The following is a 21,876-nucleotide window of genomic DNA, read 5'->3' on the forward strand; positions in this document are numbered from 1 at the left end:
TCTGAAAGCATTTTTTCTGAGTTTACGGTCTCATTTGTTGGCATTTATAGGCCTAGCGCGATATGGCCGGAGCATTTTGCGTACTTTTGCGCGCCGCAATACCAAGGCCCAGGCCTTGATAAAAGCTCCACTTAAGAGTTTCTCCGCATCTTTTTGATATGATCAGCACCTCCAACGTAAGTCTGCGCTACGGAAAGCGCGTATTGTTCGAAGACGTTACCATCAAGTTTATGCCCGGCAACGTGTATGGCCTCATCGGGGCCAACGGAGCTGGCAAATCAACTTTTCTGAAGATCCTTTCCGGTGAGATTGAGCCAAACACGGGCTCAGTGGATATGCCTAAGGGTGCACGCCTCTCTGTTCTTAAGCAGGATCAGTTTGCGGCCGATGCTTTTCCAGTTCTCCAGACGGTTATCATGGGCCACACCCGCCTGTGGCAGGTAATGGAAGAGAAGGATGCTATCTATGCCAAAGCTGATTTCACAGATGCCGATGGTGAGCGGGCCGCAGAGCTGGAAGGCGAGTTTGCTGATCTGGAAGGTTGGAATGCGGAGTACGAAGCCGCTGAACTCCTCTCTGGCCTAGGCATCTCCGAAGACAAGCACCATACCCTGATGGGTGACTTAGGTACTTCCGATAAAGTACGGGTTCTGCTGGCACAGGCGCTATTCGGCAACCCCGATGTGCTGCTGCTTGACGAACCAACCAACGGCCTCGATGCCGAAACCGTCCTGTGGCTGGAGAACTTCCTCGACTCCTTCCAGAACACTGTTATCGTGGTAAGCCACGACCGCCACTTCTTGGATGCGGTGTGTAACTACATGGCCGACCTCGACTTCTCGAAAATTACCATGTACCCTGGTAACTACTCGTTCTGGTACGAGTCGTCGCAGCTGGCCCTGCGTCAGCGCCAGGAGGTAAACAAGAAGACCGAGGACAAGCGCAAAGAACTGGAAGAGTTTGTGCGCCGCTTCTCTGCTAACGCCTCGAAAAGCAAGCAGGCTACTTCTCGTCAGAAGCTGCTTCAGAAGCTCACGCTGGAAGAAATCAAGCCTAGCTCGCGCAAATACCCCTACATCGCGTTCAAACCCGAGCGTGAGGCCGGCAATCAGCTCCTGTCAGTAGAAAATCTGAGCAAATCGGTTGATGGGCAAGTGGTGTTCCGCAACGTGTCCTTCTCTCTCGACAAGAAAGACAAGGTGGCCATCATTGGCCGCGACGACCGGGCGGCCTCCCTCCTCTTCGACATTCTCTTCAACGAGACCAAAGCTGACTCCGGTGATTTTAAGTGGGGCACCACTATCACCCCTAGCTATTTCCCTAAAGAGAATACGGAGTTCTTTAACACAGACCTCAACCTAGTTGACTGGCTGCGTCAGTACAGCACGGAGAAAGATGAATCGTTCATCCGGGGGTTCCTGGGTCGGATGCTGTTCTCGGGCGAAGAGTCGCAGAAAAAATCGAACGTGCTCAGCGGGGGCGAGAAAGTGCGCTGCATGCTCTCCAAGATGATGATGGAAAGCGGCAACGTCCTCGTCCTCGACGACCCGACTAACCACTTGGACCTAGAAAGCATTACGGCGCTGGATAACTCCCTGCGCGACTTCAACGGCACGCTGCTGTTTGCTTCGCACGACTTGCAGGTTATCCAGAGCGTAGCCAACCGCATCATTGAGCTGACCCCGGACGGCATCATCGACCGCCGGATGAGCTACGAAGAATACCTAGCCGACGAGAACATTAAAGCGCAGCGGCAGCGCATGTACCAACTTGTGTCATAGACACGTTTTAGCGGGGATATGAAACGACTTCTGTTACTTCTTAGCTTTGGCGGAGCTGGCTTATTGCTGGCTCCTGCCGCCCAGGCTCAGCGCACCGATAGCACGGGTGTAAAGCCTCAACTTAATACCGCACCGCCGGGCTCTGCCCCGCGTCCGGCGCAGCCGGTATATACTACTCCTCAACCCACGGTTCCGGTCCCCCCGCCAGTAGAGGCTCCACCGCCTTCCAACCAGCAGTACGACCCTAACCGGCCATCAGGCCTAGACTTCCCCAACCGGCCTGGGGTAGCGGCGCCACCGCCACCGGTACGCAAGTACTTTATCTACTCCAACTTTGGCTTGGGCTACACCAGCTCCTACGGTTACGGCGTATTCAATGCTAGCATTGCGCCAGCAGTGGGCTATCAGGTTACTGATCGGTTTGCTTTCGGACCGGGGTTCAGCTATATCTATAGCAACTACTCCTTTCCAAATTCACTTCGGCAGTTTGGGTATCCCTCTAGCTTAGGCCTGAACAGCTTCGGGTTGAAGGCGTTTGCGCAGTATCGGGTGATTGATCAGTTCTTCATCCACGCTGAATACGAAGTAACCAATGCCCAGGCTTTAGCGGAACGCGCCATTGGGCCGCAGCAAGTAGAGCTGATAAAGGTTAAGCAGACCTATTACACCCCATTGGCGGGTGTAGGTTACCGTCAGCAATTGGGTGAACGAGTGGCCGCCGACATTTTGCTCCTGTATAATTTCAACAACGGCATTGATAACTACGGCAACCGTACTTCACCCTACGGACAGCCTGAGATTCGCTTCAACTTCCTGTACCGGTTCGGCCACTAGGCCTACCTTAAACACAAAAAAGCCTTCCTCAAATTGAGGAAGGCTTTTTTGTGTTTTATCGGATCTGGCAATCAATCTACTACCAGGAGGTTTAATTGGTTAGGCTACTCGCCCACCACGAATAACTCGTAGTAGAATGGCGATAATAGCAATCACCAACAGAATGTGGATCAGGCCATTACCTTGGATGCCGGTTCCTAAAACACCGAAGAAACCAAGAGCCCAGATGAGAATGAGAATGACAGCGATGATATACAGGAGATTTCCCATGATGATTGTAATGTGTGGTTGGAGAGAGAGAATGTTGGGTATTCAGTGACCTCTTTATAAATCAATCCGGAGACTGGGTTTGGAAAGGAAGGCCATTTGCGGATTTGTACGCTGGTATATAGAAAAGGATATTATTCGATGAAAAAAATATCTAGAAATGGTACTAAAAACCATCTCAACGCTGCAAAAAAGCCCCTTTTCACATTTTCCCATCATGAAAAAAAACTTACTATAGGCGCTTCTGGAAGCAACAGGCAACATTTCACTGGCTAGTTTTGCTGTAGCTTTAACCTCTTCTAGTAGGCTTACCCCCCTACTTTCTCCCACCCCATTACCACCCCTTTATGATGAATGTAGCCGTAATCGGTTCCGGCACCATGGGCAATGGCATTGCGCACGTCTTTGCTCAACATGGTTTTTCTGTTGCCCTTATTGACATCAACCAAGCGGCGCTTGACAAAGCGCTAGCTACCATAGGCAAAAACCTAGATCGGCAGATAGCGAAAGGCACTCTCTCTGACGCAGAGAAAACCGACACCTTGGGCAGGCTCACTACCTACACTAGTGTGGCCGAAGGCGTAAAAAGTGCTGACTTGGTAGTAGAAGCCGCCACCGAGAACGTAGAGCTAAAGCTGAATATATTTCGGGAGCTTGACCAGCACGCCCCTGCCCAAGCCATTCTCGCTTCCAATACCTCCTCTATCTCTATCACGAAGATTGCTGCCGTCACCCAGCGGCCGAGCCAGGTGATTGGCATGCACTTCATGAACCCCGTGCCGGTAATGAAGCTGGTAGAGGTAATTAGGGGCTACGCTACTTCTGATGAAGTAACGCAGCGCGTGATGGAGCTCTCACGGCAACTGGGCAAAACACCTACTGAGGTAAATGACTACCCCGGCTTCGTAGCCAACCGCATCCTGATGCCGATGATCAACGAGGCTATCTACTCTCTATATGAGGGCGTGGCCGGCGTAGAAGAGATTGACACGGTAATGAAGCTAGGCATGGCGCACCCTATGGGCCCGCTCCAACTCGCCGACTTTATTGGGTTGGACGTGTGCCTAGCTATTCTGCGCGTGCTGCATGAAGGCTTAGGCAACCAGAAGTACGCCCCCTGCCCGCTGCTAGTAAATATGGTGACGGCTGGCCGCTTAGGCGTGAAGTCTGGCGAAGGGTTCTACTCCTGGGGGAACGGCTCCAAGGACCTCGTGCTAGCTGAGCGGTTCCGCAAGTAAGCTTCCCACTTAGTACTACAAAGGCCTTCCGATAGCTATCGGGAGGCCTCTGTGGCTTTATAGGTATGGGGCCATGATAAACTTTTTCACCCCCAATTTCCTTATTAGCGTATGACCGTTGAGCTGCCGTGGCTCCCTTTGCCGGCGGCAGCGACTTGGCTGCCTGGTCTACGGGCTAAGCTCATCAGTATCACCTCAGAATCTAGAAATACATGGAACAGGCAACGTTTGGTGCTGGCTGCTTTTGGTGCGTAGAAGCAGTTTTTCAGAACCTCAATGGCGTAGAGAAAGTAGTGTCTGGCTACACGGGCGGCAAAATTGCCAACCCTACTTATAAGGAAGTTTGCAGCGGCCTCACGGGTCATGCGGAGGTTATTCAGATTACGTACGACCCCAGCAAAATCACCTTCGAGGAATTGCTGGAAATTTTCTGGAAAACCCACGATCCTACCACGCTCAACCGCCAAGGCGCCGATACCGGCACTCAGTACCGCTCAGCTATCTTCTACCATAACGAGGAGCAGCGGCAACTGGCAGAGGCCTACAAGCAAAAGCTTAATGAGGCGCACGCGTTTCCCAATCCCATCGTGACGGAAATTGTGCCACTGCCTACCTTCTACGTGGCCGAGAACTACCACCAGGATTATTTCAACCAGAACGGTCAGCAGCCTTACTGCCAGTTTGTGGTGAAGCCCAAAGTGGACAAAGTGCGCCAGGTATTTGGGCATAAGCTCAAGTCAGCGGCAGGCGTTTAACTCATCTGCTAGGCCACTATACTAAAGTAAAAGGCCGCCCCGACAGTGTCGGGGCGGCCTTTTTTGTGGTTTTGCAATAGGCCTGACTGGCCTAGCGTGTCACGCCTTGCTCAATCTGGAAAGGCCCATGCTCGCGGCCCAGCACGTAGTACAAGGCCAGCTTGTTGTATAGCAACCGAATGTAGGGTTGCGGCTCGTTTATCTCCAGAATCTGGTTGTCCTTCACGGCAATGAAACCGGTTAGCTGTCCGGGATAAGCGCCATCCTCACCCACCGCCGGGATAGGCTCAAACGGCGACACGTTAGTAACCGGAATATAGGCCAGTTTCGGCAGCTCGAACAAGGTTTTGTCGCCAATTGGGATGAAGCCTTTCACCGAGGAGTAGCGGTAGTTAGGGTTCCAGAGCCAGTGACCGTCGAAGATGTAGTACTCCTCAGTACCCAGGCGCAGGAACTCCCGCAGCTGAATATTCACGCCGATGCGCCAGTTAGTGCGCTCCTGTAGGGCGTTCTGGATGACCGAGAGGCGCACGGGGTCGGGCGCATCGGAGAGCGGCTGGGTGAGACGGGCGTGCACGGCCAGTTCGCAGCCAGCGTAGAGGTTGATCAGGTGCTGGCGCCAGGCATTCACCGGACCCAGCTCGTAGGCCTCCTGCCGGGTCAGTTCGAAGAAATTGTAGGTATAAGGGCCAGCAATGGCTACGCCGTCGCGGCCGTTGGGCTCGGCCCACTCCACCAGAAAGCACGGACGGCTTTTGCCATCTACCCAGGGCAGCTCCCGGTTGAAGGCAACCCGCATCTGAATGGATTCTGGCTCGATTCCGAGCTCTTGGGCTACGTATTCGCGCACTTCATCGCGGGCCTGTGCCGCGGAAACAACTTGTGGGTGTTTGCTCATGAAAGAAGGTAATGGAGCGCGTTAAACAGCAACGTTGTGCTCGCGCAGAGCGTCGTTGAGGGAGGTCTTCAGGTCGGTGCTGGGCTTGCGCTGACCAATGATGAGGGCGCAGGGTACGTGGTACTCACCGGCCGGGAACTGCTTGGGCAATGAGCCCGGAATTACTACCGAGCGGGCCGGCACATAACCGCGGTATTCTTTAGGCTCAGCGCCCGTTACGTCGATGATGCGGGTGCTGCCCGTAATCGTTACGCCTGCCCCGATAACAGCTTCCTTACCCACGAAGCAGCCTTCTACCAGAATGCTGCGCGAGCCTACGAAGGCGCCATCTTCTACGATAACCGGAGCTGCCTGCACGGGCTCAAGTACGCCCCCAATGCCTACTCCACCGCTCAGGTGCACGCCCGCGCCAATTTGGGCGCAAGAGCCCACCGTAGCCCAGGTATCTACCATGGTACCCTCGCCAACCCATGCGCCAATGTTCACGTAGCTCGGCATCATGATTACGCCGGGAGCCAGGTAAGCACCGTAGCGCGCTACGGCCGGGGGCACTACGCGCACGCCCTGCTGCTCATAGTTGCTCTTTAGGCGCATTTTGTCGCGGAACTCGAAGGGGCCCACCTCAATGGTTTCCATCTGCCGGATGGGGAAGTACATGATAACAGCCTTCTTCACCCAGTCATTCACCTGCCAATCGGCACCTTCGGTAGCGCCGGGCTGGGCTACGCGCAAGCGGCCCTTGTCAAGTTCTTCAATGATGTGGTGAATAGCCTCAGTGGTAGCGGCCTGCTGCAGCAAGCTACGGTCGTTCCAGGCGGCTTCGATGGTGTGTTGGAGGTCGGACATGAAAAATGAGGGTGTCAGTAAATGGAGGTCAGTTTCGCGTAATAAGCCATCGGTACGGGCGGGCAGACTGACAACCGCTGGCCAACACCCGACAACTCACAAGCAAACTTACCATCTTCACGGCCAATATGCCGCGTCTCGTTACCATTTTACTCGCCTCCGTGCTCAAGCCGCTGGATGATACCCGCATGTTGGGCAAATTTGCCCGCACGCTGGCCCAGCGCCCGAACACGGAGGTCCACGTAGCTGGCCGCCTTGCCTCCACCCCGGCGGGTCTGCCCGATAACGTGCATACACATGCCTTACTCGATGGCACGCGCCTGAGCTGGTCCCGCCTGCGGGCGCAGTGGTGCTACTGGCAGCTGTTGCAGGAGCTGCAGCCCACTATGGTATTTGTGCACGCCCCAGAATTGTTACCTCTTACAGTGCTCTGGCAGGCGCTAGGCCAGGGTCGGCGCTTTGTGTATGATGTCCGGGAGAACTACGCGCTCAACATCCAGACCCAGCAGGTGTATCCGGCCTGGGCGCGCGGGCTGCTGGCGGGGTTGGTCCGGCGACTGGAAGAACTAGCGGCCCGGCGGGCCACGGCCGTGCTGTTAGCCGAGCGGAGCTACGCCGAGGAGCTGCCCTTTCTGCAACCGGAGCATACTATGGTCATCGAAAACAAGTATCAGCCGTACTCCACCGTCCATGAGCCATTGACTCTAGGCCACCTCCCGGCTACTTCTGAGCCCTTGCACCTACTGTACTCTGGCACCATTTCAGAGCTGAACGGTGTATTTGAGGCAATAACCTTCTGGAGAAAACTCCGCGAGGTATGGCCCTTGGCTCACCTGACTATCATCGGCTTTTGTCAGCAACCGGCCCAGCTGGAGCGCCTGCGTGCCGCTGTGGCCGAGGCTGGCGCTGGGGTAACCCTAATAGGTGGCAATACACTGGTACCACACGCCCAGATTGTAGCTGCAATCGGGCGCAGCCACCTAGGCCTCTTGCCCTACCGGCCCCACCCAAGTACCGCCCGTTGCATTCCTACTAAGCTATTTGAGTACCTCGCTCACGGCCTGCCCATGGTACTGCCGCCTAACCCGCTCTGGAGGGGCATCGTGGAACCTTACCAAGCCGGAGTCTGTATCGATTTTCAGGCTCTAGGCCACTCATCGCCCCCAAGCTTAACTTTAGCGGCGCTGTTGCGGCAACCTTTTTACCCGGCCGGGGTCCCTGGGGAGGCTTTTTGGGCCACTGAGGCGGAAAAATTACACGCCCTGATGAATTCTATAAAGTAACTGCCGACCTTTGCGGCCCGTTTACGAGGTTGGAATCCGATTTTCTTTACATTCGGCTCCCTTTTCGTCCTGTACCTCGCAACTCCCACCTGATGAATAACACCCTACGATTTTCTGAAATTGCCGGTGTAGGCCACTACGTGCCCGACCGTGTTGTAACCAACGCCGACATTACCACCCTGATGGAAACCACCGACGAGTGGATTCAGGAGCGCACCGGCATTAAAGAGCGCCGCTGGTTTGAGGAAGGCAAGGACACCACCGCCAGCATGGCCGCCAACGCGGCTCGCAGGGCCCTGGAAATGGCCGGCCTCACCCCCGACGACGTGCAGATGATTGTCTTCGCCACGTTGTCGCCCGACTACTTCTTCCCCGGCTCCGGCGTGCTATTGCAGCGCGAGTTGGGCATCAAGGCGCCCATCCCGGCGTTCGACGTGCGTAACCAGTGCTCGGGCTTCGTGTACTCGCTCTCGATGGCCGATCAGTTCATCAAGACAGGCATGTACGACACCGTGCTGGTAGTGGGCTCCGAGATTCACTCCTCGGGACTCGACATTAGCACCCGGGGCCGGGCCGTGTCGGTTATTTTCGGGGATGGCGCTGGCGCGGTAGTGCTGCGCCCGAGCACCGAGGAAGGCCACGGCATCCTGAGCACCCACCTCCACTCCCAGGGCGAGCACGCCGAGGAGCTGATTGTGAAGGAGCCCGGCTCCAACCGCAACAACCGGGTGCAGTACGTGGTAGACAATGAGCTCGACATGTACCCCTTCATGAACGGGCAGAACGTGTTCAAGCATGCTGTGGTCCGTTTCCCGCAGGTGATCAAGGAAGCCCTTGACCAGAACGGCTACCAGCCTCAGGATATCGACATGCTGATTCCGCACCAGGCCAACCTGCGCATCACGCAGTATGTGCAGCAGAAAATGGGGCTGACCGACGACAAGATCTACAGCAATATTCAGCGCTACGGCAACACCACGGCCGCATCCGTGCCCATCGCGCTAAGCGAGGCCTACCAGGAAGGTCGCATTAAGCGCGGCGACCTGGTGTGTTTGGCTGCCTTCGGCTCCGGCTTTACTTGGGCGTCGGCCCTGATAAAGTGGTAGTCTAAATCCAGTACCCATGACCACTGCATGATGAGCAATGAAGCTGACGGAAGGCCATTCCAGCAGTTTCATTGCTCATTACGCATTCTTAACCGCTCATTGCCCCGTGCCCAGCTACACCGAGGAGAACTACTTAAAAGCCATCTACAAACTGGCCGAAGCCCAACCTGGCGTCGAGGTCAGCACCAACCGGGTTGCGGAGGTGCTGCAGACGCGCGCGGCTTCCGTCACGGATATGCTGCGCCGACTTGGGGAGAAGGGCCTTCTGCACTATACCCGCTACCGGGGCGTTTCACTAACAGAGGAAGGCCGGCGCCTGGCGCTGCTCACTATCCGCAAGCACCGGCTGTGGGAAGTGTTTCTAGTGCAGCAGCTCAACTTCAGCTGGGATGAGGTGCACGACGTAGCCGAGCAGATGGAACACATCGACTCCGACCTGCTCATTCAGCGCCTCGATGAGTTCCTGGGCTTCCCCCAACTCGACCCGCACGGCGACCCAATCCCTACCGCTGAAGGCTCCATCCTACGCCCCCAGCACCGCCTCGTAGCCGACTTAATACCCGGCGACCGGGGAACGGTAGTAGCCGTTAAAAACACCTCCGTCCCATTCCTGCAGTATTTGGATAAAGTTGGTCTCAACCTCGGCACCAAGCTTGAAGTACTGGATAAGATTTTATTTGATAACTCACTAGAAATTAGGATTAATAACACTGACAAATACTTAATATCCTCGGAGGTAAGCCGTAATCTGTACGTGACAGATTGAGGCTTAGTGCTCACTAGAAAAGCTTTGAAATGACGCCTTAAAATCAGAGCTAAGCTTTAACATCCATCACGTATCCTTCTACCCCGCGTAGCCCTACCCCGCAGTAGTTGCTAGTGGCCTAGGCTACTACCGTGTACCTTTGCGGCTGCATCACTCATTCAGTTCCCTTGGCCTTACCACTTCCCGTTTCGCTTACCGATACCATTGTTGCACTGTCTACCCCGCCGGGCTCGGGTGCCATTGCGCTTGTGCGACTTTCAGGCCCACAAGCCATCAGCATCACGGACGAGGTGTTTGGCGGTAAGCGGCTGCGCGACCAGGCGGGGCACACTCTCCACTTCGGCACCATTCGGGATGGCAGCCGGATCATTGATGAGGTAGTGATATCCCTTTTCCGAGGGCCTAATTCCTACACCAAGGAAGACGTGGTAGAAATTAGCGCCCACGGCTCCGACTTCATTGTGCAGGAGTTGCTAGCCCTGCTGGTACGCCGCGGCGCCCGCCTGGCCGAAGCCGGCGAGTTCACCAAACGGGCCTTCCTGCACGGGGCCTTTGACTTGGCTCAGGCCGAAGCCGTAGCCGACCTGATTGCCGCCGACTCGGCACTGTCGCACCAAGTGGCCATGCAGCAGATGCGCGGTGGCTTCTCTCAGGAGTTGCGCGACCTGCGCGCACGGCTGGTGCAGTTTGCGGCTCTGCTGGAGCTGGAGCTAGACTTCGGTGAAGAAGATGTTGAGTTTGCTGACCGCACTGGCCTAGTACAACTACTCCAGGAAGTGCAGGCACTAGTTCGCCGACTGCTTCGCTCCTTTGAGCTCGGCAACGTCATCAAGCACGGCGTAACTACCGTTATTGCCGGGCGACCCAATGCTGGCAAGAGTACCCTGCTGAATGCCCTACTCAACGAGGAACGCGCCATTGTTTCGGAAGTAGCCGGTACCACCCGCGACCTGATTGAGGACGAGGTCAGCCTCGACGGAATCCGCTTCCGCTTCGTGGATACCGCCGGGCTGCGCGACACTACCGACGTAGTAGAATCCATCGGGGTAGAGCGTACCAAGAAGCGGGTGCAGCAAGCCGCTTTGGTGGTATATCTATTTGATATTACGGCCACTACCCCTCATCAGCTTGAAGCAGAGATTGAAGCACTGCAGCTACCCGCAGCCGTGCCTGTGCTAGCCGTGGGCAACAAGCTTGATGTAGCTTCTGATGCTGAAATTGCTGCATTTCGCTCTCGCTCCGGTACTGTACTAATTGCCGCTTCTCGTGGCGACGGACTCGATGAGCTACGAAATACTCTGCTCAATCTGGTACGTGGCGAAGGCCTCGACCGGACCGGCAGCAGCACCATCGTTACCAACGTGCGCCATGCCCGCAGCCTCGAGCAGGCCGCCCATCACCTCGACGCTGTCTTGACTGGCCTAGCCACCGGCCGCGGCACGGAACTCCTAGCCGCCGACCTCCGCCACGCCCTCTCTGACCTAGGGCAGATTACCGGCGAAATCAGCAATGATGACCTGCTGACCAGCATCTTCACCCAATTCTGTATTGGCAAGTAATCCGGTGGCCTAGGCCATTTGCTAAGCTGGGTTTATCGGTGCTGCTCGTAGAAAATAGCCGGCACAGCCTCCCGCAGCTCATTTAGCTCGGTAGAGGTCAAATTCTGGCTATCGGCAATTCTGATTGCCTGTTGTAGCTGCTCGGGGGTTCGGATGCCCAGCACTGCCGCTGAAACGGCTGGTTGCGCCATTACAAAGCGGGCCGCTACTTCCGCCGGGGTACGGGTGACGTCGGCTACCTGCCGAATTGCGGCAGGAGCCCGGGTTACATGCTCAACAGGGTGCTGCACATAGGCGGTAGCGGGCTTGTTCACCAGCAATCCTTGCGCTAAACTGCCCCGGGCTAACACCCCAATCTGGTGCTCTTGCAACAGGCTTAGGCAGCTTTCTTCGGGACGCCGATCCAGCAGGCTGTATTGCATCATTACGCTGGCAATCCGGGAGCGACTGACGTACTCCCGAATCACGTTCGGCCGAATGGACGAGATGCCGTAGCTCCGAATCTTGCCCTGCTGCACTAGAAGCTCGAAGGCTTCAATAATCTCGTCAACTGGGTCTTCAAGGGTGCCGCCGTGCAGCTGGTAAAGGTCAAGGTAGTCGGTTTGAAGGCGCCGCAAGCTCTGCTCCACGGCCTGTAGAATGTAGCTTTTGGTGGGGTTCCAGTCCCAGCCACTGCCATCAGGACGCCACTGGTTCCCTACCTTGGTAGCTAGCACTACCTGGGCGCGCTGGCCTTTTAGCGCCTTGCCCACTACCGCTTCATTTTCGCCTTTCTGGTATAAATCAGCCGTATCAAAGAAAGTAATGCCGTGGTCGAGGGCTTGGTGTAGTAATGCCGAAGCTGAGCCTTGGTCTGTGCTAAGTGACATACAGCCAAATCCGACCTCACTGATCTGAATAGCCGTTTTTCCAAGAGAGTTGTACTTCATACGGGATAATTTTATGAGCTCACGCAGCCTAGGCCAGGTGTAGTACGACTTTAGAGCTCAACACGGTTATATGACCGCGCAACAGTAAAGTTTTAACGGTCAAGGTGCCCAGGCAAAGGCAGTTAGCCCACCCTAGTTATATTCCTTCATCAAAAAAACAGTATCCATACCACATATTTCCCAAGTGGTCCTTTTCTTTGTGGCTTCACCTCAACGGCAAACAACAACCGGGCGGGTTTTGTAGTATAGACGCCAACTGCTCATGGGGATATTGATTACTGGTACGCCACAATCTTGCCCCACAACCCACCCTCTAACCCACGCTTATGGCAGAATCTGCTGAACTTATCCTCGACGGGAAATCCATCTCTCTCCCCGTCATTGAAGGCACCGAGCACGAAAAAGCATTCGATATCGGCAAGCTGCGTGACCAGACAGGCTACGTCACCCTGGATTCAGGCTACAAGAACACAGGCGCTACCAAGAGCGCTATCACTTTCCTCGATGGTGAGGAAGGCATCCTGCGTTACCGCGGGTATCCCATTGAGCAGCTGGCTGAAAAATCTACCTTTATTGAGGTGGCCTACCTGTTGATCTACGGCAAGCTGCCCACGCAGCCGGAGCTCGAAGACTTCAGCAACCAGATTACCAAGCACACCCTAGTGCACGAAGACGTTCGGAAGATTTTCGACGGCTTCCCCTCGGCCGCTCACCCCATGGCTATTCTGAGCAGCCTGATCTGTGCTTTGACCGCCTTCTATCCCGAAAGCGTATCGCCGGACCTGAATAAGGAAGAAATTGACCTGAACGTGATTCGCTTGATGGCTAAGCTGCCCACCATTGCAGCCTGGACCTACAAGAACCAGATGGGTCACCCGCTGAACTATCCGCGGAACGACATGGACTATTGCTCTAACTTCCTGCACATGATGTTCAGCTTCCCCACTGAGAAGTACGAACTGAACCCAGTAGTTGTTAGTGCCCTCAACAAGCTGCTGATTCTGCACGCCGACCACGAGCAGAACTGCTCTACCTCTACCGTTCGCCTGGTAGGCTCGGCTAATGCTTCGCTTTACGGCTCGGTATCGGCTGGTATCAATGCGCTGTGGGGCCCGTTGCACGGTGGTGCCAACCAAGAGGTGGTTGAGATGCTGGAAGCCATTGAGCGTGATGGTGGCGACACCAGCAAGTTCATTGCTAAGGCTAAAGACAAAAACGACTCGTTCCGTCTGATGGGCTTCGGTCACCGCGTATACAAGAACTTCGATCCGCGCGCTACCATCATCAAGAAGGCTGCCGACGAAGTACTGACCGCCCTAGGCCTAGAAAACAGCCCCCTGCTGAAGATTGCAAAGGAGCTGGAGCAAGCTGCCCTCACCGACGAGTACTTCGTTCAGCGCAAGCTTTATCCTAACGTTGACTTCTACTCCGGCATCATCTACAAAGCACTTGGCATCCCCACCGAGATGTTCACAGTTATGTTTGCCCTGGGTCGTCTCCCCGGCTGGATTGCCCAGTGGAAAGAGATGCGCGAGAACAAAGAGCCTATCGGCCGCCCGCGTCAGATTTATACCGGCGAAACTGTGCGTGACTACGTGTCTATTCAGGACCGTAATTAGTTCGCTCTACTTCCTAACAACAAAAAAGCCCGCTGCTAGCGGGCTTTTTTGCGTTCTAAAGGCTTATAACCGCCTATTGCAGGTTCACGGCCGTCATGCTCATTTTGCTTTGATCGTAGAGCGCCATTTGACGTGGACGCAGGATTGTGGCCAAGTCCCATTCATAGCGCATCTGCACGTTGGCCAGAGCTTCATCTAGAGCAGTGGCATCATCTGCAAACTGCTTGCGCACATCAGCCGTTTCAGTTAGCAACCGTAAGTTTAGCTGGCGTACTTTAACGTACTGACCTTCACTTAAGGGAAGCTTCTCGGCCATCTGACGAGTCATAGCCTTAGCTCGGTCGGTCATACGTGATCCATCAGCGGGAGCTGCTGGCTGAGCACTTCCAACATAGCACATAGAGCAAAGCAGCAGAATAGTAGCGAAGTTTTTCATGATGGGTAGAGTTGGTTATGGGGTTAATGGAATGATGGATTGCCAGTAACATCCTCCTGGCAAAGGCAACACCCACCCGCCTGCCCACCAGTGCGGGCAGGCGGATGGTACAGTATTAGTGACTCTCGCCTAAGGCCGTCATGCTAGTGCGGGCCTGCTGATACATGGCAATCTGGTTAGGGCGCAGCAGCGACATTAGGTCTGATTCATACTTAGCCTGGGCGTCAGCCATACGCTGATCAAGAGCAGCTGGGTCGCCGGCCAGACGAGACTTTAGATCGTCCATCTCCGTCAGCATTTGGGTGTTTAGCTGCTTCACACGCAGGTACTGGCCTTCATCAAGACGGGCCTTCTCAGCAATAGTGCGCGTGAGAGCAGTGGCCCGCGCTTTTATGCTTGTAGTACCATCACCCTCAGATTTGGGCAATGCCAAGGCTACAACCTGCATTCCAACTAATAGACAAGCGAAAAAGTAGGCTTTTTTCATAGTAGAGAAAAAGAAGAAAGAAAAGTGATGAATGACAGAGTGCAATTCAACAAGCCGAAAACAACAGCTGAGCCTTATATCAGCCCCTAATGTTTCAGCAACGTCGATATCCAAATATACAAATCGCTATTTAATAAAAAAATGATTTTTTATCACTATTCTATTCTATCACTTTCACGCGTTTATAGTACAAAACACATTCTCAGTCGCTTAATGGATAAGGCAGCAAGGAAAACTACAAACGAAAAAAACCCATCGGCCGGGGCCGATGGGTGTAGGAGTAAGAGTCTTTAGGGTGCTAGGCCTGCTAGAGGATCCTAAGCTCAATACGACGGTTTTGTTGGCGGTGGAGGTCAGAGTCGTTGGGCATCAGAGGCTTCGTTTCCCCATAGCCCTTAAATCGTAACCGATCGGCTTTGACGCCCTGCCCGACTAGGTACGTGTACACGGATTTAGCCCGGTTCTGCGACAAGGAAAGGTTGTCGTCATCGGAGCCTACATCATCCGTGTGCCCTGAAATTTCCACCTGTATATCAGGGTACTGCTTCATGAAGGCGATAAGGCGGTTGAGCTCAGTCCGGGACTTGGGCTTTAGCTCGTACTCCTTGGTGTCGAAAAACAAGTTGTTTAGCACAATGCTCCGCCCTGCCCGCACAGGCTCCAGATAGATATCCAGCGTTAGTGGGTCGAACGCCCGCTTGTCGCTGTAGTCGAAGCTCAGACTCTTCATTAGGTACTTGTCGGCGGCGGCGTACATGGCGTACTGGCGGCCTTCGTTCAGGACCACCGTATATTCACCATTCTCGGCATCTGAGCCAACATACTGCACCAACTCATCGGTGTTGAGGTCGTAGAGCTGCACGTCGGCCTGAATGGGCTTTTTAGTGACGGCGTCAAATACGCGCCCCTGGGTGTACGTGCTCGTTTCGCGGGCCCGGATTATCTCAGGCACCTCAAAGCCGAACAACTCCACCGGCCGGTCGCGCTCCTGCTTTACGCCTGGCTCAGCGGCACGAGAGCGGGAGCAGAAACCCCGGCGATTATCCGAGCTAATGAATAGGGAAGCTTCGTTCTCGAACGTGTTGAGCGGATACCCCAGGTTAGCGGGCATTCCCCACTTATTAGGAGCCTGCAGCTCACAACGGTAGATGTCTAGGCCACCCATGCCCACCAGGCCATCGGTAACGTAGTACAGCGTGGTACCGCTGGCATGAATAAACGGCGCCATGTCTTTGCCAGCGGTATTTACTGGCTCTCCCAGGTTGCGAGCGGCCGTCCAATTTCCCTGGGCGTCAAGGGTGGTCACGTAAATGTCTTCCTGCCCCTTGCCACCGCGCCGGGTGCTGGTGAAGTAGAGCGTGCGGCCGTCGGCAGACAGCGTAGGCTGCGAGTCCCACTCCGGCGAATTCACGCTACGGCCTAGGTTCTGGGGCTTACTCCAGGTATTACCAGTTCGGCGCGAAATGTACAAGTCGCAGTTGCCTACAGAATTGGGCCTGTCGCAGGAGGCAAATACCAATGTCTTTCCATCCCCAGAAATGGTACCCGCTCCCTCGTTGTAAGGCGTGTTGATGGCCGGTGAAATAGAGGTTGGCTCCCCGATGGTACCCTCCTTAGTGAAACGGCTCACGAACAGATCTTCCCCGCTGTCGGCTGCAGGCCGGCCCGTGAAGAGCAGAAAGCGGCTATCAGCCGTTAATGCCGGGAAATACTGGAAGCGGAAGTTGTTGAGGGGTTGCCCCAGGCGTTCGGGCTGCGGCCCGGTAGGTGCAGCCATGGCCTTTTGGGCAAACTCGCAGTTTTGCAACTGACGCTGCACGCGAGGCGTATTGCGCAAGTTCTTAGCACCCGATTTGAGATACTTCTGGTAGCTGTCGGCAGCCGTTTTATATTCCCCAAAGCTCATGGCTAGCTCGCCCAACGTATAGTAATCGTTGGCACGGCCAGGGTTGAGCGGCACTTTGCTCACTCCATCCCGATAGGCCTCAAACGCCAGGCTGTTCTCGCCCATAGCTTTGAGCAGGGAGCCCTTCATCAGGTACGGCTCTCCCAGCGACGGAAACTTCTCGTTTAGCTGCGTGAGCGTTTCCAGCGCTTTAGTAAAGTCCCGGTCCTTGGCCTGGCTTTGCGCCTTGTCCCACAGGTTTTTGGCTTTAGTATTCGTGGTGGCCAACTGGGCCTGCGCGACGGCACTCGTGGGCAGTAAACCGCCGGCCAACAATAGCACAAACAAGGGAGCAGTAAGCAGACGGCGCATAAATAAGCAGAAGGATGCTACGGGATATCGAGAAACTTATGGGTCTGTAACGACACCTGCCACTTCGGGTTCTCCTTCACATAGTCAACGATGAGTGGCATCATCTGCGGGGCTTTGCTCCATTCGGGCTGCAGGTACAGCCGGCAGCCTGGGCTTACCAATGCCGCGTGCTGCTCTGCCCAAGCAAAGTCAGATTTGTTGAACACGATGATTTTCAGCTCGTGGGCAGCAGCCAGTACCTCTGGCAGAGGGGCTTTAAACTTCTTCGGCGAAACACAGATCCAGTCCCACTCGCCACTGAGTGGGTAGGCTCCGGAAGTTTCAATCCAGTTTTGGCAGCCTGCCGCGTGCAAGGCCGCCGTGAGGGGGCCTAGGTTGTACATGAGCGGCTCACCGCCGGTAATTACAACGTTGCGCCCGGCGTGGGCCGTGGCAGAGGCCACAATGGCGGGAATACTCACTTTGGGATGAGCATCCGCATCCCACGACTCTTTCACATCGCACCATACGCATCCCACATCGCAGCCGCCAAGGCGAACGAAATAGGCGGCCCGGCCGGTATTGAAGCCTTCGCCCTGGATAGTGTAAAACTGCTCCATCAGGGGCAGTGCAGGTGCCGGAGCCCCACCTGTCGGGGCTACCGACGCAATAGGAAGTACGTGCAGCAAAACGGGGTATTCTAAAAACGGTAAGCCGGGCCGTCAGACTGGCAGGAACACTGGAGCTCCAACCCTCTTTTCTAACGGCCCGACTTTAAAAGTAGTACAACTCCACGAAATCTAAAAGCCTGAAGCAGCTTTGATTGGATTTTGCGAGGCGAAGTAACGGTTCAACTTACCCTAATTTTTACGCTTGGCAGCTTTGAGAGTTGCCTGACACAGGGCGCAGTTCATCTATTTAGGGTACACCTCACCTTTTGCAGCGCGTAAGGTGTTCAGCAGCAGCATGGCAATGGTCATGGGGCCCACGCCACCAGGAACGGGCGTGATGTAGGAGCTCAAGGGAGCAACTTCAGCAAAGTTTACATCGCCCTTCAAAGCCCAGCCCGTTTTCTTAGCGCTGTCTTCTACGCGGGTGGTGCCCACATCAATTACCACGGCGCCGGGCTTCACCATATCGGCCGTCACGAACTCGGGGCGGCCTAGGGCTACTACCAAAATATCGGCGGTGCGGGTAATTTCAGCTAGGTTCTGAGTGCGGGAGTGGCATAAAGTTACGGTGCAATTACCTGGCTCTAAGTTCTTAGCTAGCAATATACTAACCGGCGTACCCACAATATTAGACCGACCAATTACCACGCAATGCTTGCCATCGGTAGGCAGCTCATAGCGGCGCAGCAGCTCCACAATACCCGAGGGTGTTGCGGGCAGCAAGGCTGGTAGGCCAGCTACCATACGCCCAATATTCATGGGGTGGAAACCATCCACGTCTTTCTCGGGCCGCACTGCCTCAATTACCTTGTTGGTATCGATGTGGCGCGGCAGCGGGAGCTGCACAATGAAGCCGTCAATGCTTTCATCCTGGTTTAGCTCCTCCACTTTCGCCAGCAGCTCGGCTTCAGTGATAGTGTCTTCGTAGCGTAGCAGGGTGCTCTCAAAACCTACCCGCTCGCAGGCCAGCACTTTGTTGCGCACGTAGGTTTCGGAGCCACCATCGTGGCCTACCAGAATGGCGGCCAAGTGCGGAACCTTCTGGCCGGCGGCTTTACGCTGACTTACTTCAGCAGCAATTTCTTCTTTGATAGCCTCGGCGGTATGCTTGCCGTCGATAAGGCGGTAGGTAGTGGCGTCAGGGGCAGTGGTCATGCGGTGTTGCGATTATACTTGGTCTGGGTTTTTCTGGGCTGCGTGGGCGGCGATGGCGGCAGTTCCGGCCGCTAACAGGGCCTTCTCCATCTCGGGCCAATCGTCGCGCCAGCGGAACTTGTGTTCTTGTCCTTTGCGAATCTTCTCCAGCTGTTCCGGGCTCGTACAGTTCTTGGTCAGGCTATTGGGCATTTGTTTTAAGTAGTCATACCACGCCGTGCTAAGAAGTGTATGAAGTGAAAAATATGGAGTAGGCGCAAACAAAAAGCGCGGCTCTTTGGGAGCCGCGCTTTTGTACATTAGTCGATTTTAAGAACTGCCAGGAAGGCCTCTTGGGGTATTTCTACGGAGCCCACTTGACGCATCCGCTTCTTACCTTCCTTCTGCTTTTCAAGCAGTTTGCGCTTCCGGCTGATGTCGCCGCCGTAGCACTTGGCCAGTACGTTTTTGCGGAGAGCTTTCACAGTTTCGCGGGCAATGATCTTCTGCCCGATGCTGGCCTGGATGGCAATTTCGAACATCTGGCGCGGGAGCAGCTCACGGAGCTTTTCGCAGAGGCGGCGGCCCCACTCGTAGGACTTGCTGCGGTGCACAATAGCCGACAGCGCATCGACCTTCTCTCCGTTCAGCATGATGTCGAGCTTCACCATGTCCGACTCGCGGAAGCCAATCAGCTCGTAGTCGAGCGAGGCGTACCCACGGGATATAGTTTTCAGCTTGTCGAAGAAGTCGAATACGATTTCCGAAAGCGGCAGCTCAAACGACAGTTCTACCCGCTCGCTGGTCAGGTAGCTCTGGCCCTTGATGATACCGCGCTTCTCCATGCAGAGCGTAATGATGGGTCCCACGTAATCAGCGGCCGTAATGATCTGGGCCTTGATGAAGGGCTCCTCAATCAGCTTGATGGAGTTCGGCTCCGGCATTTCCGAAGGCGCATTGATGGTCAGGAGCTGATCCTTGGTACCAGTAGCGTGGAACTGTACGGAAGGCACCGTGGTAATCACGGTCATGTTGAACTCACGCTCCAGACGCTCCTGCACAATTTCCATGTGCAGCATGCCCAGGAAGCCGCAACGGAAGCCGAAGCCAAGGGCCACCGACGTCTCGGGCTCCCATACCAGGGAAGCATCATTGAGCTGTAGCTTTTCCATGCAGGAACGCAGCTCTTCGTACTCCGTGGTATCAACGGGATAAATACCGGCGAATACCATCGGCTTCACGTCGGCGAAGCCCTGAATGGCTTCGGTCGTAGGCCTAGCAACGTGCGTGATGGTGTCGCCTACTTTCACCTCGCGGGCTTCTTTGATGCCCGAAATGAGGTATCCTACGTTGCCGGCCGAAATTTCAGGGCGGGGCTCTTGGTTGAGGCCTAGGATACCGATTTCGTCGGCGCCGTATTCTTTGCCGGTAGCCATAAAGCGGAGCTTGTCGCCCTTGCGCATGGTACCGTTCTTGATGCGGAACAGTACTTCAATACCCCGGTAGGAGTTGAATACCGAGTCGAAGATAAGAGCCTGCAGAGGCGCTTCCGGGTCGCCTTGGGGCGCGGGAATCCGCTCGCAGATGGCGTTCAGGATGGCTTCGATACCAATGCCCGACTTACCCGAAGCAGGAATAATTTCGTCCCGGTCGCAACCAATGAGGTCCACAATCTCGTCGGACACCTCCTCCGGCATGGAGTGCGGCAGGTCGATTTTGTTGAGAACCGGGATAATGGTCAGGTCGGAGCCGATAGCCAGGTACAGGTTCGAAATCGTCTGGGCTTCGATACCCTGGGAGGAGTCCACGATCAGCAGTGCGCCTTCGCAGGCGGCAATGGAACGAGACACCTCGTAGCTGAAATCGACGTGGCCAGGGGTGTCGATCAGGTTAAGCGTATATATCTCCCCTTTGTAGGGGTACTGCATCTGGATGGCGTGGCTCTTAATGGTAATGCCCCGCTCCCGCTCCAGATCCATATTGTCGAGCAGCTGAGCTTGCATATCGCGCTTCGATACGGTGCTGGTAAATTCCAGCAGACGGTCGGCCAGGGTGCTCTTGCCGTGGTCGATGTGAGCGATGATGCAGAAATTGCGGATGTTCTTCACTAGAGGCAGTTTTTTCCAAGGGCGAAGGTACGAAAACCGCCCCGTAAAAGCTAACTGAAGCGGGCCACCCGCCGCTGTTTTCGCCCAATTCTACCGGATAGTGGCCTAGCCAAGTCGTTGCTTCTGGCTTGTGAGTTGGGGCCGGTGCCAGTCATTTCTGGTGGCCTAGGAACAGCTGTATCAAATCAAACTACAGAGCTCAACGGTATTACCTGTTGCTGAAGCAGACACGATTGTTAGCCGAAGCGCGCAAAATGCCGTTGAAGGCAAAAGATTTTCATGTTTTCTCCTCTCATCTATCATTTTATGGGCATTTCCCTCGAACTAGCACAACAAGCCGTCCATGCCGCCCACCAAAAGGCCCTCGACTTAGGCGTGAAAATGAACATTGCCGTCGTGGATGCGGGCGCCAACCTCACCGCTTTCATCCGGATGGATGATGCGTGGCTGGGCTCCATTGACATTGCTATCCGGAAGGCTAAAACGGCGCGCTTCTTTGATATGCCCACCGGCGATTTGGGCAAAGCCTCCCAGCCCGGCGGCTCCCTTTACAATATTGAGCACTCCAACGGTGGCCTCATCACCTTCCCCGGCGGGATTCCTATTCTCGATGCCAATGGCAGAGTGGTAGGCGCAATCGGTGTTTCAGGCAGCACCGTGGAAAATGACCACGCTGTGGCTGAAGCTGGCGTTCATGCCGTGGAGAACCAATAGCTCCAAGTCCTAGGCCACTTGCTGCAGGCCTACCAGCCGGATTGCCACAAGGCAGTCCGGCTGTTTTGCGTTTGGCTTGGGATGACACCTTGGTTCCGCTCAGGATGACGTATGGGTGGGCTGAGAGAGTAACTACACGTGAATGCCCGCGATGTCTCGGCCAGCTCGACAGGATAGGATGGAGTTTTACTACACCTGTTCAGCAAGAG

General features: G+C 55.1%; 21 protein-coding genes. 10 read left to right on the forward strand and 11 right to left on the reverse strand.

The features are described from left to right. The first annotated feature begins 158 nt into the window (after positions 1–158). Together EU557_RS11280 and EU557_RS11285 are read left to right on the forward strand one after the other, a co-directional pair. Entirely contained in the window at positions 159–1,781 is a 1,623-nt protein-coding gene (locus EU557_RS11280; RefSeq protein ID WP_135530565.1) for an ABC-F family ATP-binding cassette domain-containing protein, read from the forward strand. 18 nt (positions 1,782–1,799) lie between these two features. Then, positions 1,800–2,615 carry a hypothetical protein gene (locus EU557_RS11285; protein ID WP_135530566.1) on the forward strand — a complete coding sequence of 272 codons (816 nt, stop codon included), beginning with the start codon at positions 1,800–1,802 and terminating at the stop codon, positions 2,613–2,615. Between the two features lie 99 nt (positions 2,616–2,714). Here EU557_RS11285 and EU557_RS11290 read toward each other — a convergent pair whose 3' ends face one another. Next, entirely contained in the window at positions 2,715–2,885 is a 171-nt protein-coding gene (locus tag EU557_RS11290; protein ID WP_135436006.1) for a lmo0937 family membrane protein, read from the reverse strand. A gap of 344 nt (positions 2,886–3,229) precedes the next feature. On the opposite strand from EU557_RS11290, the gene EU557_RS11295 reads away from it, so the two are divergent. After that, positions 3,230–4,120 (forward strand): 3-hydroxyacyl-CoA dehydrogenase family protein, encoded by an 891-nt coding sequence (locus EU557_RS11295; RefSeq protein ID WP_135530567.1) that lies wholly within the window; start codon positions 3,230–3,232, stop codon positions 4,118–4,120. A gap of 212 nt (positions 4,121–4,332) precedes the next feature. Beyond that, positions 4,333–4,875 (forward strand): peptide-methionine (S)-S-oxide reductase MsrA, encoded by a 543-nt coding sequence (msrA, locus tag EU557_RS11300; protein ID WP_135530568.1) that lies wholly within the window; start codon positions 4,333–4,335, stop codon positions 4,873–4,875. A 91-nt stretch (positions 4,876–4,966) separates the two neighbouring features. On the opposite strand, the gene EU557_RS11305 is transcribed toward msrA, so the two are convergent. Together EU557_RS11305 and EU557_RS11310 are read right to left on the reverse strand one after the other, a co-directional pair. Further along, positions 4,967–5,773 carry a hypothetical protein gene (locus EU557_RS11305; protein WP_135530569.1) on the reverse strand — a complete coding sequence of 269 codons (807 nt, stop codon included), beginning with the start codon at positions 5,771–5,773 and terminating at the stop codon, positions 4,967–4,969. Between the two features lie 21 nt (positions 5,774–5,794). Next, complete coding sequence (locus EU557_RS11310; RefSeq protein WP_135530570.1) at positions 5,795–6,619, reverse strand: 2,3,4,5-tetrahydropyridine-2,6-dicarboxylate N-succinyltransferase; 825 nt, start codon at positions 6,617–6,619, stop codon at positions 5,795–5,797. A gap of 128 nt (positions 6,620–6,747) precedes the next feature. On the opposite strand from EU557_RS11310, the gene EU557_RS11315 reads away from it, so the two are divergent. The 4 genes from EU557_RS11315 to mnmE all read left to right on the forward strand — a co-directional run bounded on the left by EU557_RS11315 (position 6,748) and on the right by mnmE (position 11,333). Continuing rightward, complete coding sequence (locus EU557_RS11315; RefSeq protein ID WP_135530571.1) at positions 6,748–7,902, forward strand: glycosyltransferase family protein; 1,155 nt, start codon at positions 6,748–6,750, stop codon at positions 7,900–7,902. 92 nt (positions 7,903–7,994) lie between these two features. Then, positions 7,995–9,008: a 3-oxoacyl-ACP synthase III family protein gene (locus EU557_RS11320; RefSeq protein WP_135530572.1), complete on the forward strand. Its 1,014-nt coding sequence runs from the start codon at positions 7,995–7,997 to the stop codon at positions 9,006–9,008. Between the two features lie 106 nt (positions 9,009–9,114). Then, positions 9,115–9,774 (forward strand): metal-dependent transcriptional regulator, encoded by a 660-nt coding sequence (locus EU557_RS11325; RefSeq protein WP_135530573.1) that lies wholly within the window; start codon positions 9,115–9,117, stop codon positions 9,772–9,774. Between the two features lie 167 nt (positions 9,775–9,941). Then, entirely contained in the window at positions 9,942–11,333 is a 1,392-nt protein-coding gene (gene mnmE / locus EU557_RS11330) for a tRNA uridine-5-carboxymethylaminomethyl(34) synthesis GTPase MnmE (protein WP_135530574.1), read from the forward strand. Between the two features lie 32 nt (positions 11,334–11,365). Here mnmE and EU557_RS11335 read toward each other — a convergent pair whose 3' ends face one another. Beyond that, the gene (locus EU557_RS11335; RefSeq protein WP_135530575.1) at positions 11,366–12,262 is read right to left on the reverse strand and encodes an aldo/keto reductase; all 897 of its coding nucleotides are present in this window, start codon (positions 12,260–12,262) and stop codon (positions 11,366–11,368) included. A 326-nt stretch (positions 12,263–12,588) separates the two neighbouring features. On the opposite strand from EU557_RS11335, the gene EU557_RS11340 reads away from it, so the two are divergent. Beyond that, on the forward strand, positions 12,589–13,881 hold the full coding sequence (locus EU557_RS11340) for a citrate synthase (protein ID WP_135530576.1): 1,293 nt from the start codon (positions 12,589–12,591) through the stop codon (positions 13,879–13,881). A gap of 73 nt (positions 13,882–13,954) precedes the next feature. On the opposite strand, the gene EU557_RS11345 is transcribed toward EU557_RS11340, so the two are convergent. From EU557_RS11345 to lepA, 7 genes are all read right to left on the reverse strand, one after another. Further along, positions 13,955–14,317, reverse strand: a complete 363-nt coding sequence (locus EU557_RS11345; RefSeq protein WP_135530577.1) for a hypothetical protein — start codon at positions 14,315–14,317, stop codon at positions 13,955–13,957. Positions 14,318–14,432: 115 nt separating this feature from the next. Next, the gene (locus EU557_RS11350; RefSeq protein WP_135530578.1) at positions 14,433–14,804 is read right to left on the reverse strand and encodes a hypothetical protein; all 372 of its coding nucleotides are present in this window, start codon (positions 14,802–14,804) and stop codon (positions 14,433–14,435) included. 307 nt (positions 14,805–15,111) lie between these two features. Continuing rightward, positions 15,112–17,061, reverse strand: a complete 1,950-nt coding sequence (locus EU557_RS11355) for an OmpA family protein (protein WP_135530579.1) — start codon at positions 17,059–17,061, stop codon at positions 15,112–15,114. Positions 17,062–17,078: 17 nt separating this feature from the next. Further along, positions 17,079–17,660, reverse strand: a complete 582-nt coding sequence (locus EU557_RS11360; protein ID WP_135531008.1) for a 7-carboxy-7-deazaguanine synthase QueE — start codon at positions 17,658–17,660, stop codon at positions 17,079–17,081. 294 nt (positions 17,661–17,954) lie between these two features. After that, positions 17,955–18,866, reverse strand: coding sequence for a bifunctional 5,10-methylenetetrahydrofolate dehydrogenase/5,10-methenyltetrahydrofolate cyclohydrolase (locus EU557_RS11365; RefSeq protein WP_135530580.1), 912 nt, complete (start codon positions 18,864–18,866; stop codon positions 17,955–17,957). A 12-nt stretch (positions 18,867–18,878) separates the two neighbouring features. Then, positions 18,879–19,058 carry a hypothetical protein gene (locus EU557_RS11370; protein ID WP_135530581.1) on the reverse strand — a complete coding sequence of 60 codons (180 nt, stop codon included), beginning with the start codon at positions 19,056–19,058 and terminating at the stop codon, positions 18,879–18,881. Between the two features lie 107 nt (positions 19,059–19,165). After that, the gene (gene lepA, locus EU557_RS11375) at positions 19,166–20,953 is read right to left on the reverse strand and encodes a translation elongation factor 4 (protein WP_135530582.1); all 1,788 of its coding nucleotides are present in this window, start codon (positions 20,951–20,953) and stop codon (positions 19,166–19,168) included. A gap of 306 nt (positions 20,954–21,259) precedes the next feature. Here lepA and EU557_RS11380 point away from each other — a divergent pair, with 306 nt between their 5' ends. Then, positions 21,260–21,667 (forward strand): GlcG/HbpS family heme-binding protein, encoded by a 408-nt coding sequence (locus tag EU557_RS11380; protein ID WP_135530583.1) that lies wholly within the window; start codon positions 21,260–21,262, stop codon positions 21,665–21,667. Positions 21,668–21,876 lie beyond the last annotated feature (209 nt).

This window comes from Hymenobacter wooponensis (assembly GCF_004745865.1).
GTDB lineage: Bacteria > Bacteroidota > Bacteroidia > Cytophagales > Hymenobacteraceae > Hymenobacter > Hymenobacter wooponensis.